This window comes from Streptomyces sp. NPDC085460, assembly GCF_044541975.1.
Taxonomy (GTDB): Bacteria; Actinomycetota; Actinomycetes; order Streptomycetales; family Streptomycetaceae; genus Streptomyces.
In genome coordinates this window covers 509991-526783 of the sequence record NZ_JBITTO010000004.1, presented here as the reverse complement: position 1 = coordinate 526783, position 16793 = coordinate 509991, and the positions used below count along the sequence as shown (strand labels likewise).

General features: G+C 73.1%; 18 protein-coding genes. 9 read left to right on the top strand and 9 right to left on the bottom strand.

Annotated features, from left to right (window positions below):
* Positions 1 to 37 precede the first annotated feature (37 nt).
* From ACIGHB_RS13465 to ACIGHB_RS13455, 3 genes are all read right to left on the bottom strand, one after another.
* A complete protein-coding gene (locus tag ACIGHB_RS13465; protein WP_399912603.1) occupies positions 38 to 484 on the bottom strand; it encodes a nuclear transport factor 2 family protein in 447 nt (148 codons plus the stop codon).
* 159 nt (positions 485 to 643) lie between these two features.
* A complete protein-coding gene (locus tag ACIGHB_RS13460; protein WP_360313346.1) occupies positions 644 to 1519 on the bottom strand; it encodes an undecaprenyl-diphosphate phosphatase in 876 nt (291 codons plus the stop codon).
* 80 nt (positions 1520 to 1599) lie between these two features.
* Positions 1600 to 2427, bottom strand: coding sequence for a TVP38/TMEM64 family protein (locus ACIGHB_RS13455; protein ID WP_399912600.1), 828 nt, complete (start codon positions 2425 to 2427; stop codon positions 1600 to 1602).
* A gap of 47 nt (positions 2428 to 2474) precedes the next feature.
* On the opposite strand from ACIGHB_RS13455, the gene ACIGHB_RS13450 reads away from it, so the two are divergent.
* From ACIGHB_RS13450 to ACIGHB_RS13440, 3 genes are all read left to right on the top strand, one after another.
* Positions 2475 to 3248, top strand: a complete 774-nt coding sequence (locus tag ACIGHB_RS13450; protein ID WP_399912745.1) for a DNA alkylation repair protein — start codon at positions 2475 to 2477, stop codon at positions 3246 to 3248.
* A gap of 66 nt (positions 3249 to 3314) precedes the next feature.
* Entirely contained in the window at positions 3315 to 4271 is a 957-nt protein-coding gene (locus tag ACIGHB_RS13445) for a patatin-like phospholipase family protein (RefSeq protein WP_399912597.1), read from the top strand.
* Positions 4272 to 4321: 50 nt separating this feature from the next.
* Positions 4322 to 5167 carry a spermidine synthase gene (locus ACIGHB_RS13440; RefSeq protein ID WP_399912594.1) on the top strand — a complete coding sequence of 282 codons (846 nt, stop codon included), beginning with the start codon at positions 4322 to 4324 and terminating at the stop codon, positions 5165 to 5167.
* Here ACIGHB_RS13440 and ACIGHB_RS13435 read toward each other — a convergent pair.
* The gene (locus ACIGHB_RS13435) at positions 5129 to 6691 is read right to left on the bottom strand and encodes an MFS transporter (protein ID WP_399912591.1); all 1563 of its coding nucleotides are present in this window, start codon (positions 6689 to 6691) and stop codon (positions 5129 to 5131) included. The genes ACIGHB_RS13440 and ACIGHB_RS13435 overlap by 39 nt on opposite strands.
* Before the next feature lie 63 nt (positions 6692 to 6754).
* Complete coding sequence (locus ACIGHB_RS13430; RefSeq protein ID WP_399912589.1) at positions 6755 to 7942, bottom strand: hypothetical protein; 1188 nt, start codon at positions 7940 to 7942, stop codon at positions 6755 to 6757.
* 119 nt (positions 7943 to 8061) lie between these two features.
* Here ACIGHB_RS13430 and ACIGHB_RS13425 point away from each other — a divergent pair, with 119 nt between their 5' ends.
* From ACIGHB_RS13425 to ACIGHB_RS13415, 3 genes are all read left to right on the top strand, one after another.
* Positions 8062 to 8514: a DUF4442 domain-containing protein gene (locus ACIGHB_RS13425; protein ID WP_388878673.1), complete on the top strand. Its 453-nt coding sequence runs from the start codon at positions 8062 to 8064 to the stop codon at positions 8512 to 8514.
* A gap of 547 nt (positions 8515 to 9061) precedes the next feature.
* Positions 9062 to 9571, top strand: coding sequence for a hypothetical protein (locus ACIGHB_RS13420; protein WP_360313332.1), 510 nt, complete (start codon positions 9062 to 9064; stop codon positions 9569 to 9571).
* Positions 9572 to 9750: 179 nt separating this feature from the next.
* Positions 9751 to 10419: a DedA family protein gene (locus ACIGHB_RS13415; protein WP_360313330.1), complete on the top strand. Its 669-nt coding sequence runs from the start codon at positions 9751 to 9753 to the stop codon at positions 10417 to 10419.
* Between the two features lie 288 nt (positions 10420 to 10707).
* On the opposite strand, the gene ACIGHB_RS13410 is transcribed toward ACIGHB_RS13415, so the two are convergent.
* Complete coding sequence (locus ACIGHB_RS13410; protein WP_360313328.1) at positions 10708 to 11235, bottom strand: gamma carbonic anhydrase family protein; 528 nt, start codon at positions 11233 to 11235, stop codon at positions 10708 to 10710.
* Between the two features lie 168 nt (positions 11236 to 11403).
* On the opposite strand from ACIGHB_RS13410, the gene ACIGHB_RS13405 reads away from it, so the two are divergent.
* Entirely contained in the window at positions 11404 to 12273 is an 870-nt protein-coding gene (locus ACIGHB_RS13405) for an acyltransferase (protein ID WP_399912584.1), read from the top strand.
* Here ACIGHB_RS13405 and ACIGHB_RS13400 read toward each other — a convergent pair.
* Positions 12257 to 13120 carry an EamA family transporter gene (locus ACIGHB_RS13400; RefSeq protein WP_388878688.1) on the bottom strand — a complete coding sequence of 288 codons (864 nt, stop codon included), beginning with the start codon at positions 13118 to 13120 and terminating at the stop codon, positions 12257 to 12259. The genes ACIGHB_RS13405 and ACIGHB_RS13400 overlap by 17 nt on opposite strands.
* A 119-nt stretch (positions 13121 to 13239) precedes the next feature.
* On the opposite strand from ACIGHB_RS13400, the gene ACIGHB_RS13395 reads away from it, so the two are divergent.
* Both ACIGHB_RS13395 and ACIGHB_RS13390 read left to right on the top strand, forming a co-directional pair.
* Entirely contained in the window at positions 13240 to 13812 is a 573-nt protein-coding gene (locus ACIGHB_RS13395) for a helix-turn-helix domain-containing protein (protein WP_399912581.1), read from the top strand.
* A 76-nt stretch (positions 13813 to 13888) separates the two neighbouring features.
* On the top strand, positions 13889 to 14452 hold the full coding sequence (locus ACIGHB_RS13390) for a YbaK/EbsC family protein (protein WP_360313322.1): 564 nt from the start codon (positions 13889 to 13891) through the stop codon (positions 14450 to 14452).
* A 79-nt stretch (positions 14453 to 14531) separates the two neighbouring features.
* On the opposite strand, the gene ACIGHB_RS13385 is transcribed toward ACIGHB_RS13390, so the two are convergent.
* Together ACIGHB_RS13385 and ACIGHB_RS13380 are read right to left on the bottom strand one after the other, a co-directional pair.
* A complete protein-coding gene (locus ACIGHB_RS13385) occupies positions 14532 to 14972 on the bottom strand; it encodes a CoA-binding protein (protein ID WP_399912577.1) in 441 nt (146 codons plus the stop codon).
* 175 nt (positions 14973 to 15147) lie between these two features.
* Positions 15148 to 16773, bottom strand: a complete 1626-nt coding sequence (locus ACIGHB_RS13380; protein WP_399912574.1) for a carboxylesterase/lipase family protein — start codon at positions 16771 to 16773, stop codon at positions 15148 to 15150.
* Between the last annotated feature and the right edge of the window lie 20 nt (positions 16774 to 16793).

The window sequence follows — 16793 nt, the reverse complement described above, 5'->3', positions numbered from 1 at the left end:
GCCTCCAGTCTGCGCCGCGCGCCGGGGCGAGGCCCGGTCAGGGGAGCCGGCGCCAGCGCTCCTCCACGACGACCGAGCGCAACCGCCAGCCGTCGGCCATGCGGCGCGCCGCGAAGGCGTATCGGCCGCCGCAGACGAAGTCCTCGCCGGAGGCCATCCGCATCGGGTTGACGTAGTCGGCACGGACCTCGGCCGCGTCGCCGGTCTCGGCGTAGCCGCCGGGCCGGTGCAGGGTCACCCGCCGGTTGACGATGAGGTGCTGGCGTACCGGGAAGAGCGTCATCGTCTCCGCCAGCCAGTCGGCCACCCGGGCCGCGGGCCCCTCGATGCCGCCGGAGCCGGTGTAGTCGGCGCGTCCGTCGGGGGTGAAGAGGGCCAGGTAGGCGGTCCAGTCGGCGTCGTCCACGGCCACCGCGTAACCGGTGACCAGGTCCTCCACGGCAAGCCGGTCCATCACGTTCGCGAGGTCCACGCGTTGCGTCATCGCCTCAGTGTCGGGGCAGTCGGCACACCCCGCCAAGAGGCGTGCGCTCCCTGTCCGTACGACCGCGCGCCCGACGACCGTGCGCGGTTCCTGCGGAAACGGGCGGGGGCGGTTCCCGCGTCGCAGGAACCGCCCCCGGGTGGGCGTCGCGCCTCCGCGTCAGTGCCCGGACTCGCCCGCGTGCGGGCTCAGTACACCTGCTCCCACCAGCACGAACAGCAGGATTCCGAGCAGGATTCGGTAGATCACGAACGGCATGAAGGACTTCGTGGTGATGAACTTCATGAACCAGGCGATCACCGCGTAGCCCACGCCGAAGGCGACGATCGTGGCGAAGATCGTCGGGCCCCAGGAGACGTGCCCGCCCTCGGTCGCGTCCTTCAGCTCGAAGACGCCGGAGGCGAGTACGGCGGGGATCGCCAGGAGGAACGAGTACCGCGCGGCGGACTCGCGGGTGTACCCCATCAGCAGACCGCCGGAGATCGTCGCGCCGGAGCGCGAGACGCCGGGGATGAGGGCCATCGCCTGGCAGAAGCCGTAGATCAGGCCGTCGCGGATGCCCAGGTCCTTGAGCGTCTTGCGCTCGCGGATCGCGCGGTGCCGGCCACCGATCTCGTCGCGGGCCGCCAGCCGGTCGGCGATGCCGAGGACGACGCCCATCACGATGAGCGTGGTGGCGATGAGCCGCAGGTCGCGGAAGGGGCCTTCGATCTGGTCCTTGAGCGTGACGCCGAGGACACCGATCGGGATCGAGCCGACGATCACCAGCCAGCCCATCTGGGCGTCGTGGTCGGAGCGCATCGACTTGTCCGTCAGCGAACGGCACCATGCCGTGACGATCCTGCCGATGTCCTTGCGGAAGTAGATCAGGACGGCGGTCTCCGTGCCGATCTGCGTGATCGCCGTGAAGGCCGCGCCCGGGTCCTCCCAGCCGGCGAAGGCAGCGGTCAGCCGAAGGTGCGCGCTGGAGGAGATGGGAAGGAACTCCGTCAGCCCCTGGACGAGTCCGAGGATGAACGATTCGAACCAACTCATGGGGCTTGGGCCGTCCCGGTATGTACGAGTGCGTCAGAAGGTCGAGCGCACTGTACCGCCCCAAGGTGACGTGTTCGTGATCAGCCCATGTCGGAGGCGGAGGCGAGGGCCGGAGCGTGGGCCGGGGGCGGCGACGGAGCCGGCGTCGAGGAAGGGGGCGAGGCCGGGGGCGAGGCCGCCGCCGGCGCGGCGGGAGTGGTTCCGGCGGCGGGGCGCCTCAGCGCGTGTCGCTTCCGCCAGGCCATCACCGCGGCGCCCAGCCCCGACAGCACGATGAACCCCGCCGAGATCAGGAACGCGGGGGACCCCGGCTCGCCCGCCTGCGCCCCGGCCACCACGTACGCCGTCGTGTTCGGCACCGTCCCGATCGCCGTCGCCAGCAGGAACGGCACGTACCCCATCCGCGAGACCGCCGCACAGTAGTTGGCGGCGGCGAACGGCACGCCCGGGAAGAGCCGGATCGCCAGCATCGAGCGGAATCCGTGCCGGCTCAGCTGCCCGTCCGCCGCCCGCAGCCACCGCCCCTTGACCAGCGGCCGCAGCGCGTCCTGCCCCAGTACCCGCCCCAGCGTGAACGCGATGCCCGCGCCCAGTACCGTTCCCGCCACGGCCGCCGTCAGACCGGCCGCCGCGCCGAAGAGCGCGCCCGCCGCCAGGTTCAGCACCGGCCGCGGCACGAACGCCGCCGTGCACAGCCCGTACGCCGACGCGAACAGCAGCACCGCGGCCGCGCCGCCCGTCTGCGGCCACCCCGAGGACAGCAGCCGCTGCGGCTCGTACAACAGCACCAGCGTCCCGGCGGTCAGCAGTACGAGCGCGAGCAGCGAGAGCCGCGCCCGGGGCGAGAGCAGGGCCCGGGAGCAGCGGACGGCGAACGGGTCCGTCGGCCGGGGCACGGGAGCGAGCATCCCGGGAGAGTAACGGACACCTCCGTATGATCGCCGTAATGTGCGCCATGTCCGCCCCGGAACCCGACGCCTCCACCGGTCCCGGTCCCGGCCCAGAACCAGTCCTTCCCATCCCCGCCCCCGTCCCCGTTCGCGTCCCCGACAGCGAGCTCGCCGACGCGGTCCTGGGCCGGCTCACCGTGCTCTACCCGGCCGCCGGGAACCCCTTCCGGGCGCAGGAGATGGTGGCGTACATGAAGGGCGTGGCGCCCTTCCTGGGCATCCGCACACCGGAGCGCCGCGCCCTGTCCCGTACTGTCCTCGCCGGCACGCCCCGCCCCAGCGAGGATGACTGTGCGGCTGTCGCGCTGCGTTGCTTCGCCCTTCCCGAGCGCGAGTACCACTACTTCGCCGTCGACTATCTGCGACGGCACGTCAAGAGCTGTTCGTCCGGGTTCCTTCCGGTGGCGCGCCGGCTCGTGACGACGGTGTCCTGGTGGGACACCGTCGACCACCTCGCCGCCCATGTCGTCGGCGGACTCGTCGCCGTCGACCCGGCGCTCGCGGCGGAGATGGACGTCTGGATCGACGACGAGGATCCGTGGATCGCGCGTACCGCCCTCCTGCACCAACTGCGGTTCAAGGCCGACACGGACGCCGACCGGCTCTTCGCGTACTGCCTGCGGCGCGCCGCCGACACGGACTTCTTCCTCCGGAAGGCGATCGGCTGGAGCCTGCGCGAGTACGCCAAGACCGCCCCCGGCGAGGTCCGGGCGTTCGTCGCCGGCAACCGTTCCCTCTTCTCTCCGCTGTCGGTCCGCGAGGCACTCAAGCACCTCTGACGCCGCCACCCTCCTCGTATTCGTCACGGCCACCCCGCCGCTCGACGGCTGCGCGAGACTCGGCTCATGAGCGACGCGGGGACGCCCATGGGCGAGACGACGGCCGGCACGACGGACGCAGCGACGGGCGGTGTGGCGGAGGCAGCGGGGGGCGGTGCTGCGGGCGGAGGGAGGGCGCTCGTCCTCGGCGCGGGCGGGCTCGTCGGTGCCGCTTGGGAGGTGGGCGTCCTGCACGGCCTCGCCGAGGCGGGCGTGGACCTCTCCGGCGCCGACCTGGTCGTCGGCAGCTCCGCCGGCGCCGTGGTCGGGGCGCTGCTCACCGCCGGCATCCCCCTTTCGGAGCTGTACGGGCGCCAGCTCGACGGCACGGACGCCGAACCGGCCGTCCGCTTCGGTGCCGGCACCCTCCTCCGCTACACCCTCGCCGTGCTCACCTCCCGCACCCCGGAGGCGTACGGGCGCAAGCTCGGCCGGCTCGCCCTGGGCGCCCGGACCGTCGACGAGGCGACCCGGCGGGCCACCGTCGCGAAGCGCCTCGGCGACCTCACCGACTGGCCCGCCGCCGGCCGTCTGCGGATCACGGCGGTCGACGCGGAGAGCGGCGCGCTCGGCGTCTTCGACGGCGCGAAGGACGCGGCAGGGGAGACGGTCGGGCTCGTGGACGCGGTCACGGCCAGTTGCGCGATCCCGGGCGCCTGGCCGCCCGCGAGCCTCCTCGGCCGGCGCTGGATCGACGGCGGCATCCACTCCACCGCCAACGCCCACCTGGCGATCGGCCGGCGGCGGGTGGTCGTCGTGGCGCCCACGGCGTTGGGCAACAAGGTGGTGCACGCGCCGTCACGCCAGGCGGCCGACCTCATCGCCGGCGGCGCGCGCGTCAAGGTCATCACGCCCGACGCCGACGCCAAGGCCGTGCTCGGCGCCCGCGCGCTCGACCCCGCCCAGCGGGGCGCCGCCGCGCGCGCCGGACACGCCCAGGCCGCCGCGCACGCGAGGTCGGTCGCGGCCGTGTGGGCGGGCTAGGACACGTGTGCCTGGTACGAGCAGGCTCTGTGCGGTTGCACAATGAAGGAGTGAACGAGCAGATCCCCGTCCTGCGTACCGTCGACCACGGCACCGCGCGCCTCATGCCCGACGTGGACCGGGAGCGGGCCTGGCTCCTGACGGTCGACGGCGCCCCGCAGTCGTACGTCGACCTCGACGCCCCGGACCACCTGGAGTTCGAGTACGCCCGCCGGCTCGGGCACGTGGTCGACGGCGCCGCGGACGCGGGCCTGCCGCTGGACGTGCTCCACCTCGGCGGCGGGGCGCTCTCACTGCCCCGTTACGTCGCCGCCACCCGGCCCGGATCGCGTCAGGACGTCGTCGAGGCCGACGGCGGACTCGTCGCGCTCGTCGCCGAGCACCTGCCGCTCCCCGAAGGCTCGGGTGTCACCGTGCACACGGCCGACGCGCGCGCGTGGCTGGGGACGGCGCCCGCGGACTCGGCCGATCTGATCGTCGGCGACGTCTTCGGCGGCTCGCGCGTCCCGGCCCACCTGACCTCCCTCGCGTACGCGCGCGAGCTCCGGCGGGTGCTGCGTCCGGGCGGGATCTACGCGGCCAACCTGGCCGACGGCGCGCCCTTCGCCTTCCTCCGCGGCCAGCTCGCCACGTTCGCCGCCGTCTTCCCCGAGCTGGCGCTGATCGCCGAACCGACGGTGTTGCGCGGCCGGCGGTTCGGGAACGCGATCCTCGTCGCCTCCGCCGCGCCCCTCGACGTCCCCGCCCTCAGCCGCCGGGCCGCCGGGGACGCCTTTCCCGCGCGCGTGGAGCACGGGGAGGCGCTGGCGCGGTTCACCGGGGACGCCGTAGCGGTGGACGACGCCGAGGCGGTGGGGTCACCCGTTCCGCCGGACGGCGCCTTCGGCATCGGCTGACACGTCGGGCGCGGGTGCCACGGCGACGGCTTCGGCTGACACGTCGGGGGCGGATGCCGTGGCGACGGCTTCGGCTGACACGTCGGGCGGGGGTGCCACGGCGACGGCTTCGGCCGCCGCCGCGACGGGTCCGCCCGCCCCGACCGGTCCGCCCGCCGCGGCCACGGGCGCGCCGAGGGCCCCGCCTCCGTCGACGTCCGTACCTCCGCCACCCCCCTTGGCGCCGCCGCCTCCCCGCGTCCCTCCGTCGCCCTTCCCGTCACCGTTGCCCCGCGCCGCCGGCAGCCCGTGCGGACGCCGGGTCATGTTCCGTACGTCCGGGACGAGGAGGACGAGCGCGGTGACGAGGGTCATCAGTGCCGCCGCGCCCCACAGCGACTCCGTCCGGCCGAACGCCGTCTCGGCCGGGCCCGCGAGCGCCGTCGACAGGGGCAGCAGCGCGGTCGAGCCGAACCAGTCGTAGGCGGAGACCCGGGACAGCTTCTCCTCCGGGATCTCCTGGTGCATCGTCGTCATCCAGGAGACGCCGAAGATCTCCATCGCCACACCGCTGACGAACATCACCGCCGTCAGCCCGACCGCGGGCAGCGGGACGGCGAGCGCCGCCGAGGGCAGCGCTATCGGGAACACGCCGAGCGTGCCGACGAGCAGCAACCGCCGCGGCTTCCACCGCGTCATCAGGATCGCGCCGGCGACGGTGCCGACGCCGTATCCGGCGAGCGCGATGCCCCAGGGGCGGGCGCCGCCGAGTTCGTCCCGGGCGACCAGCGGCCCGTACACCGACTCGACCGCGCCGATGAGCGCGACGACGACGGAGAACTGGGCGACGATCGACCACAGCCACGGGCGGCCGGTGAACTCCTGCCAGCCCTCGCGCAGATCGGCGAGGAGGCCGCCGCCGGGCTTGCGCTCCGGGATGCCGCTGACGTCGAGGAAGGCGCGCAGGGCTCCCGCCACGGCGAACGCGGCCGCGTCGATGGCGAGGACCCAGCCCGCGCCGACGAAGGCGACGAGCGCCCCGCCGAGCGCGGCGCCGCCGATGCCAGCCCCGTGCATGGCCATCCGGTAGAAGGCGAAGGCGCGGCTCGCCTGCTCGCCCGTGACGCTGGACATGAGCATGCCCTCGGCGGCCGGGTTGAAGAACGCCTGCCCGGCGCCGCAGAGCCCGGTGAGCACCATCATCTGCCAGAGTTCGGCGGTGCCGGAGAGCACGAGGGCGGCGAAGACCGCCTGGGAGACGAAGTTGACCGTGTTGGCCGCGACCATCACCCGGTGCCGGGGCATGCGGTCCGCCACGGCTCCGCCGATGAGCAGGAAGAGGACGAGCGGCAGGAAGCGCGCCATCGAGACCAGGCCCACGTCTCCCGCGTCGCCGCCGGCCTCGAAGACGGCCCAGGTGGTGGCGATCAGGGCGCCGTTCGCGCCGAGACTGGTCACGATGGTCGCGGCGGTGAGCAGCACGTAGTTGCGACCGGCCCATTCGGGGCGGCGGGTGCCGTGGGGGGAGGCGGAGCGTTTCGTCACTCCGGGACTATCCCCGCCTCCTCCCCTTCCTGCCAAACCGGATAACGGCTTCCGGACGTCCGATCAGGACGTGGACTGCTCGGTGAGGCGGACCGTCGAGAGGATCTTCTTGATCGTCGCGTCGGGCAGCTCGTCCTTCACGCCGTCGACCCCGAACAGCACGAAGGCCGCGTAGTCGTTCGCGCCGTTGAGGAAGGTGAAGGCGACCGACTTGCCGTCGGTCTCGCACTTGTTGCGCTTCTTCACGCCGGGGGCCGTGGCCGTGGCCAGGCTTCCCTTGAGTCCGGACGCCGTCGTGTACGGGACTGCCTTGGTGATCTTGATGCTCTTCTCGGGCATGTGCTGGGCGAACGCCGCCCACACCCACGTTCCGGCCTGTCCCTGCGCGGCGGTGGCGGTGTCCTTCGCGCCCTGGAGGCCCTTGGTGCCGGCGGAGGCGAGGCCCCAGGTCTCGGGGGTGCCGTTCTTGTCCTTGTCGAAGGCGCACCACTTGCTCTTGTAGTCCGTGGGGCCCGACATGATGACGAGGGGGCTGCCGTCGCCCTTCTTGGCGTCCGCGAAGCCGGTGTTCATGGTGGGCTTCAGGACCTCCCACTCCGGCGGGACGTCGAAGAGGGTGCCGTACTTCGGATTGTGGACGACCTTCCAGCCCGGGATGGTCGGCTCGAAGGTCTTGCCGTCGCGCGGGTTGTCCAGCTCCGTCGTGGCGCCGTCGGTCGGCTCCGCCGGCGCGGTCGGGTCCGTCGAGGCCGTACCGGTGGGCGGGGCGGACGTGGTCGTTCCCGGCTTGTCGGCGACGTTCTCCTTGTCGTCGTCGCCCAGGACGAAGAAGGTGGTCACGCCCGCGGCGACGACGACGGCGGTGGCGGCCGCGATCGCGATCAGAGTCGTCCGCTTGCCTCCGCCGCCGCCGGAGCCCTGCGGCGGCGGGGTGGGGCCGGGCACCTGGTACTGCGGCACGGTCGGCTGCTGGTACGGGTTGGGCTGCGCGTACCCCTGCTGCGGATGTCCCTGCTGTGGGTGACCCGGCTGCGGATGCCCCGGCTGTGGGTGTCCCTGCTGCGGGTACCCCTGGGGAGGCTGCCCCTGCTGCGGGTAGCCCGGCTGCTGCCAGCCGCCCTGCTGCGGGTAGCCCGGCTGGGTCGGCTGCTGGTACGGGTTCGGCTGCTGGTACCCCGGCTGCTGGTACGGGTTCTGATTCTGGTCCTGCGGGTTCTGCTCGCCCCCGGGCGGCTGCTGTCCTGGCCACATGGGCCGTAACGATAGAGGGGCGCGGGCGGCCCGGCCATGCCCGGCCCCTTCGGCGGAGGTGGCGGCGAGGACCGCAGAGGCATGGCCAAGACTTCTACTCACGGGTAACATCGCGGTCCATGAGCGCGAACCAGAAGTCCATAGGCGACATGCTCGCCGCCACGGTCCCCATGGCCGGAACCCTCAACCTCGAGTTCCTGGAGACCACCGCCGAGCGCGCCGTCGTGCGCCTGCCCGACCAGCCCGCGTACCACAACCACGTGGGCGGTCCGCACGCCGGCGCCATGTTCACCCTCGCCGAGTCCGCCAGCGGCGCCATCGTGCTGGCCGCCTTCGGCGACCAGCTCGGCCGTGCCGTACCGCTCGCCGTCAACGCCGAGATCGCGTACAAGAAGCTGGCCATGGGCGTCGTCACCGCGACCGCCACCCTCGGCCGCCCGATCGCCGACGTCGTCGCCGACCTCGACGCCGGCCGGCGCCCCGAGTTCCCGGTCCGCATCGACATCACCCGCGAGGACGGCGCCGTCACCGGCGAGATGACCGTCCTGTGGACGCTTCGGCCGAACTCGTAGGCTTCGCGGCCGGGGGAGTTCCGAATGACGTTGCCCAGCCGTCGTGCTGTCGGCCCGTCAGACGCCTTCCGTGGAAAGCTCGGTGGGTACGGGACAGCGCTCGGCACGCGTTCTCACGCGTTCCGGGCGCGAGCCGTTGTACGGCCGTCCCGCGCACGTGGCGCGCGAGGGGCTGCGCGTCCCGCGCTCGTGGCGCGCGAGGAGTTGCGCGTCGCGCCGGCGGCCCTGTTCAAGGGGCCGGGACGGGGTCCGGCCCGAATCGACAGGCCCCGTGGGCCGCGAGACGATGGAAGTACGTGAGGTCCCTCAGGGCCGCCGCGGATGGGTGGCAATCGTACGAGGCCGGGGCCGTGGACGATGGCCCCCACCACGCGGGGCTCTCCACGGCGCGTTGACGCCTCCGGTCCACTCCGGCGGGGCGTCGGAAACGCGTGTATCTGAGCGCGCTGCCGTGCCCGACTGTCGTGCCCATCCGTGACCATCCATGGTTCATCACCTCTCCGTCCCGTGCCTGACAGTGCGGGTTCTGCCACTGGAGGGAAGAGAAGTGAACAGAAAGATACGCAACGCGGTACTGGCCCCGTTGGCCGCCTCCTCGCTGCTGATCGGATCCGTGGCGTTCTCCACCAGCGCGGCACAGGCCGCGCCCTCCGCCACGTGCAGCGTCAAGCCGAGCGCTACGGGCGGCACGGTCGACGTCTCGGGCAAGGGCTTCAGGCCAGGGAAGGCCTATCTCATAGAAGGCGGCGGCCAGACCTCGACCGGGACGGCGAACGCCAAGGGCGAGATCTCGAGCACCGGCTTCTTCAAGCCGGGCCAGGAGATCACGGCCCTCCAGGCCGGTACCCCTGAGACCAAGTGCGGCACGGTCGAGGAAGCCGAGCAGAAGGACGCCCAGGAGCAGTACCGCATGGGCTACCGACAGGGTGTCTCCGACACCAGGGAAGACTGCAAGAAGAAGGAGCCCAAGCCCGGCGTCGCCCAGATCGACCCGAACTACGAGAAGGGCTACAACGCGGGGTCGGCGGCCGCGCTCGCGTCCGCGTTCTGCAAGTAGCGAAGCACCCGTTTCGGCACCGGGGCCCGAGCCGGACACCGTTCCGGCCCGGGTCCCGTTCGTGCGCGCGGCCCGTCGAAACGAGCAGGTAGGCTGCCCGGCGGCGTGCCCGACGCGGGGCACGCCACCACAGCGGCCCGTGACCGGGGACCGCGCCTGCACAACGGGAGGAACCCGCGTTGCACGTCCAGGAGTGGCTGGAGACCATCCCGCCCGTCGCGATCTACGCGCTGGTGGGGGTGGTGATCGGACTGGAGAGCCTCGGCATCCCGCTCCCCGGCGAGATCGTCCTCGTCAGCTCGGCCCTGCTCGCCTCGCAGCACGGCGACATCAACCCGTACGTGCTCGGCGGCTGCGCCACCGCGGGCGCGATCATCGGCGACTCGATCGGGTACGCGATCGGCCGCAGGGGAGGCCGCCCGCTGCTCGCCTGGCTCGGCGGCAGATTCCCCAAGCACTTCAGCGAGGCCAACATCGCGCTCGCCGAACGCTCCTTCCAGAAGTGGGGCATGTGGGCGGTCTTCTTCGGCCGCTTCGTCGCCCTGCTCCGGATCTTCGCGGGGCCGCTGGCAGGCGTCCTCCAGATGCCGTACTGGAAGTTCCTCGTCGCCAACGTCTTCGGCGGCATCCTGTGGGCGGGCGGCACGACCGCCGTCATCTACTCGGTCGGCATCGTCGCCGAGGCGTGGCTGAAGCGCTTCTCCTGGCTGGGGCTGGTGCTCGCCGTCCTCATCGGCGTCGCCTCCATGCTGATCATCAAGAACCGCGCCAAGAAAGCCGCTGCTGCGGCGGAGGCGGAGACGAACCACCGCGCGGAGGCCCCTCTGGAGCCGGTCGCGGCGGACTGACCGGGCGGGCGGCCGGCCGTACGAGGCGGACCGGGGACGCGGCGGTACGAGCCGGTACCGGGTACCGGGTACCGAGCACTGGGTACTGGGTACCGAGTCCGCTGCATGGCGAGCGGGTCCGGGCACGCGCGGCCGTACGAGCGGGTCCGAAGCCCGCCGCCGTACCAGACGTTCCGAGCGCGCGGTCGTACGCGGCGGAGGGCGGCGCCCGGGAATCGTCCCGGGTGCCGCCCTCCGTCACGTACCGCCACGGGCCGCGACGGGCGGTCGGCGGTCCTGCAACGGCGCTCAGCCGTCGTACGCCTCGGCGTGGCTCTTGGCCAGGTGGAGGTACATCTCGGCGTTCAGCCGGATGCCCGCCAGCTCCTCCTCCGTCAGGGCGCGGCGCACCTTCGCGGGGACGCCGGCGACCAGTGAGCCGGGCGGGATCTCCATGCCCTGCGGCACCAGCGCCTGCGCCGCCACCAGCGAGCCGGCGCCGATCCGTGCCCCGTTGAGGACCGTCGCGCCCATGCCGACGAGGACGTCGTCCTCGATGACGCAGCCGTGCACGGTCGCGTTGTGCCCGACCGTCACCCGGTCGCCGATGGAGACGGGGAAGCCGGGGTCGACGTGGACGGTGCAGTTGTCCTGGATGTTCGAGTCCTCGCCGACGGTGATGGGCCCGCAGTCGGCGCGCAGCACCGCGTGGTACCAGACGCTGGCGCGCGCGCCGAGCGTCACCTCGCCGAGCACCACCGACGTCGGGGCCGTGAAGGCGGTCGGGTCGACGTCCGGCTCCTTGCCGCCAACGGCCTGGATCAACGCCTCTGCCATGGGTCACTCCTGGGGTCTCTCCGGCTCGCGCGGCCGTGGTGCACGGCCCGCGCGGCCGAGGTGGTGTCGCGCCTTCCGGTTGTCTGCCCGCACCCTATGCCGAGCCCATGACGGACATCACAGGGGACCGCACTGATCAGGCCCGAAGCCGCCGACTACGGTATCGGGGTGCCCAGAAACGGAAACACGTTCTCATCGCTGGCCGCCTGGCGGCGCCGGGTCGTCGCCCACGCCCTCCAGGGCGGCTGGCGCTGGGCGCAGCAGGCGGGCGCGGTCACCGCGGAGCACCCCGGACGCCTCCGGTTCCGGCGGCTCGGCGCGGGCACCCGGCTGGCCTTCCCGCAGGGCACGGTCTTCGGCGAGCGGTGGATCGAGATCGGCGAGTGCTGCATCATCGCCGAACAGGTCACCCTCACCGCCGGGATGCTGCCGGGCCTTGAGCTCGGCACGGAAACGGTCCTGACGCTGGGCGACGGCGTCGTGCTCGGCCGCGGCAGCCACGTCATCGCCGACACGACGATCACCATCGGCTCGGACACCTACTGCGGGCCGTACGTCTACATCACGTCGACGAACCACAGTTACGACGACCCGCACGAGCCCATCGGCCGGCAGTGGCCCCGCTCCGAACCCGTCTCGATCGGCCCCGGCTGCTGGCTGGGCACGGGGGCGGTGATCCTGCCGGGCGCGCGGATCGGCCGCAACGTCGTGGTCGCGGCCGGCGCGGTGGTACGCGGCGAGGTGCCGGACCACTCGGTGGTGGCGGGCGCCCCGGCCAGGGTCGTACGGCGCTGGGATCCGGAGCAGGGCTGGCAGCCGCCGCTGCGGACCCCGGCCCCGAAGCCGATTCCCGAGCACGTCACTCCCGAGCAGCTGGCGGCGCTCGCGGCCTGGGAGGTCGAGCAGACGGAGGCGGCGGACACGCTGGACGTGACCGACACACCGGATGCGGCGGAGGCGCCGGGGACGCCGGATGCGGCGGAGACGGTGGAGGCGGCGGAGAAGGTGGACGCGGGGCGCGTCAGCCGCCCGCGATGAGGACCGTGCCCACGAGGGCGAGGCCCGCGCCCGCCGCCTGGATCACGCGCAGGCGTTCGCGGAGCAGGCCGAAGGCGGCGAGCGCCGTCACCACCGGGTAGAGGCTCGCGAGCACGGCGGCGACGATGACCGGGCCGCGCTGCGCGGCCAGCGCGTACGTACCGTTGGCGGCGACGTCGGCGAGGCCCACGAAGGCGAGCGCCGGCAGCGCGCCGCGGATCACTCCGAAGCCCTCCTCGGGCAGCGCGCGGCCACCGCGCCGGACGGAGACGTACAGCGCGCCGCCGCCGACGGCCACATTGGTCACGCGCTGCACGAACAGCGCCAGGAACAGTCCGGTGACCGTCGTGGACGCCTCCGCGATGAGGGCCATGACGGCGCCGAACCCGAACGCCGCGAACAGGGTGAGCAGCACGGCCTGCCGCTGAACGGGCGCGCCGCGCAGTTCCGGGCCGCCCGCGAGGACGATGCCGACCACGGCCGCGAGGATGCCGCCGACCTGGAACAGGCCGGGCCGGTCGCCCAGAACCAGGCCGACGGTGACGGGGACGACCACGCCGAGCGAACCGAGCGGCGAGACGACGCCCATCGGGCCGAGCGCGAGCGCCTTGTAGAAGGCGAGCATCGCGGCCGGGCCGACGACGCCGGCGGCGACCGCGTACCAGAGTCCGGGCCCGGCCTCGGTCCACGCCGAGGTGGCGACGACGACCGTGCCGAGGACGACGACGGCGATGCACTGCGAGACCACGACGACGGTGAGGGCCGGGATGCGCCGCGTGAGCAGTCCACCCCCGAAGTCGGCGAAGCCCCACAGGAGGGCGGTGGCCAGGGCGAACACGGCGGTCATGGGGGTTCCTCGCAGGCAGGTACGGGGCGGAGCGGGGCAGTACAGTGCAGTGCACAGTCGGGTACACCCCACCGTAGTGCAGTCTGTTGAACTATGTCATCCAAGATATTGGACGGAATGTGTCGGACCTCGACCAACTGACCCAGTCGCTCGCCCGCAACCTCAAGCGCTGGCGCAACGAACGGGGCTTCACCCTGGACGCGCTCGCCGCCCGTTCCGGGGTCAGCCGCGGCATGATCATCCAGGTCGAGCAGGCCAGGACCAACCCGAGCGTCGGCACCACCGTGAAGCTGGCCGACGCCCTCGGCGTCTCCATCACCACCCTCCTCGACCACGAGCAGGGCCCCCACGTCCGGCTCGTGCCGCCGGAGCAGGCCGTCCGCATGTGGTCCACCCCGGCCGGCAGCCACACCACCCTGCTCGTCGGCACCGAGGCCCGCGGCCCCCTCGAACTCTGGTCCTGGTCCCTCGTCCCGGGCGAGGGCAGCGCGTCCGACCCGCACCCGCAGGGCACCACCGAACTTCTCCACGTCGTCGCCGGCGTGCTCACCCTGATCGTCGACGGCGTCGAGCACACCGTCCCCGCCGGCACCTCCGTCGCCTTCGAGGCCGCCGCCCCGCACACCTACCGCAATGACGGCGACGAGACGGTCGAGATGACGATGGCCGTCTCGATCCCGCCCGTACGCTGAGACGCCCGTACGCTGAGACGCCCGTACGCTGAGACGTCCGGCCGCGCGGCGTGTGGCAGCGGCTAGCGTGGCGGGCATGCGCGCACCCATCGGAGACTTCGACGACGCCCTGCCCGCCCCCGACTGCCTCGGCCTCCTCACCCCGCCCGTCGCCGCGGCCGTCCGCGCCTGGACCGGCCCGGTCCCGGCCGAGCAGGTCCTGTACGTCGACACCGACCCGGCCATCGCCGACACCGCCGTCTTCGTCGAGCACTACGGCCCTGAGCTGCTCGACCAGTCCGCGAACTGCGTGGTCGTCGCCGGCAAGCGGGGCGAGACGACGACCCTCGCGGCGTGCGTGGTGAAGTCCGCGACGCGCGTCGACGTCAACGGCGTCGTGCGCAAGCACCTGGGCGTGCGCAAGGCGAGCTTCGCCGCGATGGACACGGCGACCGGCGACAGCGGCATGGAGTACGGAGGCATCACGCCCATCGGCCTCCCCGCCGACTGGCCGCTCCTCGTCGACGCCGCCGTCATCGACACCCCGTGGGTCCTCATCGGCAGCGGCCGCCGCCGAGGCAAGATCATCGTCCCGGGCAAGGCGATCGCCCAACTCCCGAACGCCGTCGTCCTGGAAGACCTCGGGCGCCCCACGGCCTGACGACCGGGCACGAGAACGCGGCTTGGGCATCAGCCCAGACGTCCTGGACATCAGCCGGGATGCGGGCTCAGCTTGGGCATCAGCCCAAGCGCGGGATCTCGATGGCGGGGCAGCGGTCCATCACCATGTCCAGCCCCGCGCCCGTCGTGCGGGCGTACGCGCCCTCGTCCACGACGCCCAGCTGGAACCAGACCGCCTTCGCGCCGATCTCCCGCGCCTCGTCGGCCACCGCGCCGGCGAGGTCGCTGTTGACGAAGACGTCCACGACGTCGACCGGGAAGGGGATGTCGGCGAGGGAGGCGTAACCCGGCTCGCCGTGGACCGTCTCCGCCTTCGGGTGGACCGGCACGATCCGCTTGCCGAAGCGCTGGAGGACGGCCGCCACCCCGTACGCGGCACGCTCCCGGTTCGAGGACAGGCCCACGATCGCCCAGGTGCCACCCGTTGCCGTCAGGATCCGGCGGACGGTCTCCTCCTCGGAACGCTCCGTCGCCTCGGTGGTCGTGGTGTCGACGCTCATCCCTGGTGCCTTCCTTCTGTCTGCCCGTTCGGTGCTTCCCTCGATACGAACCCACCGCGCCGCCGGATCCTTCCCGTCGACGGGAGGCCCGCGCTCAGGGGGCGCTCCCGGTCCAGGGGCTCTTGCCTGCCGAGGGGCGCGAGGGTGAGGGGCGGGGCGGGACCCGGCAGCCGGATCAGACGTCCCAGGCGCGGCGTTCGTCCTCCCGCGGGGCCAGGACGACGGCCGGCCGACCCGCGCCGAAGGTCATCACGGGCCGCTCCGCGTCCCACGCCCGCCACCCGGGATCGCCGTCCGTCGCGAACGCCACCCAGGCCGCGTGCATCGCAGCCGCCAGCTCGCGCGGCGCGTCCGGTCCCGTCATCGCCTCCGCCTCCGGCGTGTCGAGGGTGTCGAAGACGAAACCGAGCTCCAGGGCGTGGCAGGCGCCCAATCCGAGGACCGGCGACGGCCAGCCGAACTCGTACAGATACGTCCGCCCCACCGCCCCCGACCGCAGCCGCGCGTCGGCGACGCGGTTCAACGGCACCCGCAGCAACTTGTCGGTGGCGAGCGCCCCCAGCACCTCGCCGGGCCGCGCCTGGGGCCGGTTCGCCCGATAGACGCGTGCCGTACGGGACGGCACCCGCGTCTTCCACAGAGCCAGCCGCAGCATCAGCGGCGACAGCCGCTCGACGAGCCCGCCGGGTACGAACCAGAGCCGGTACTCCTCCGCGGTCGTCCCCATCAGCAGGTCCACGCCACCCGAGGCCACACCCGCCCCTTCGCACGCACCATCGGAGGCGCCCTTGGGCACGTGCCCAGCAGCCTGCCGTCCCGAGCCCCCGGCCGGGTCGGCCGTCGTCAGGGCCTCCGCCGGATCGCGCGGCACGACGTCACCGTCCACGGCGATCTGGAACGCGTGCCCGCCGCCCGCCAACGGCGAACCCTTCGCCGTCACTTCGGTCTGCGCCGTGAGCAACCGCTCCCGGTCCACCGCCGCGAACGCCTCCGCCGTCGCGGGTATCCCCAGCCGCTTCGCCATCGCCTCCGTCGTCCGGCGCGCCCGCTCCAGGGGCAGCGCCATCGGCGCGCCGCTCTGTACGACCGCCCGCCGGAACAGGCCGCGGGCGAGCGGCGAGGTGAGGAGCGCCGCGATCGAGATCGCGCCCGCCGACTCCCCGAAGACGGTCACCCGTCCGGGGTCGCCGCCGAAGGCCGCGATGTTGTCCCGGACCCACGCGAGCGCGGCGATCTGGTCGCGCAGCCCGAGGTTGGCCGGCGCGTCGGGGAAGACGCCGAACCCTTCCACGCCGAGCCGGTAATTGACGGAGACAAGGACCACGCCGTCGCGCGCGAACGCGGAACCGTCGTAGACGGGAACGGCGTTCGAACCGTGGATCAGCGACCCGCCGTGGATCCACACCATCACCGGCCTGCCGCCGCCCGTTTCCCCCTCGCCACCGGAGCAGCCCGCCGGACCGTCAGGACTCCACGGAGCCCAGACGTTCACGTGGAGGCAGTCGTCCCCCTCGACGCTCGGGTCCGGCAACAGCGCGTCCAGCGGCGGAGCGTACGGCCGCTTCGGCGCCGTCGCCCCGAACTCCTTCGCCTTCCGCACCCCCTCCCACGGCTCCACCGGCTCGGGCTCCCGGAAGCGGAGCGGCCCGAACGGTGCCCGCGCGTACGGCACACCGAGGAAGCCGGCCACACCGTCACCCACGTACGCCCCGCTGACCCGCCCCGCAACCAGCGCCGTCTCGGGCGCCGCCCCCGTCCCGTACCCGCCGCCCCTCGTCCGGTCCTGGCCCGACGTCGTCATGGCTGTGTCCCCTTCCGCGT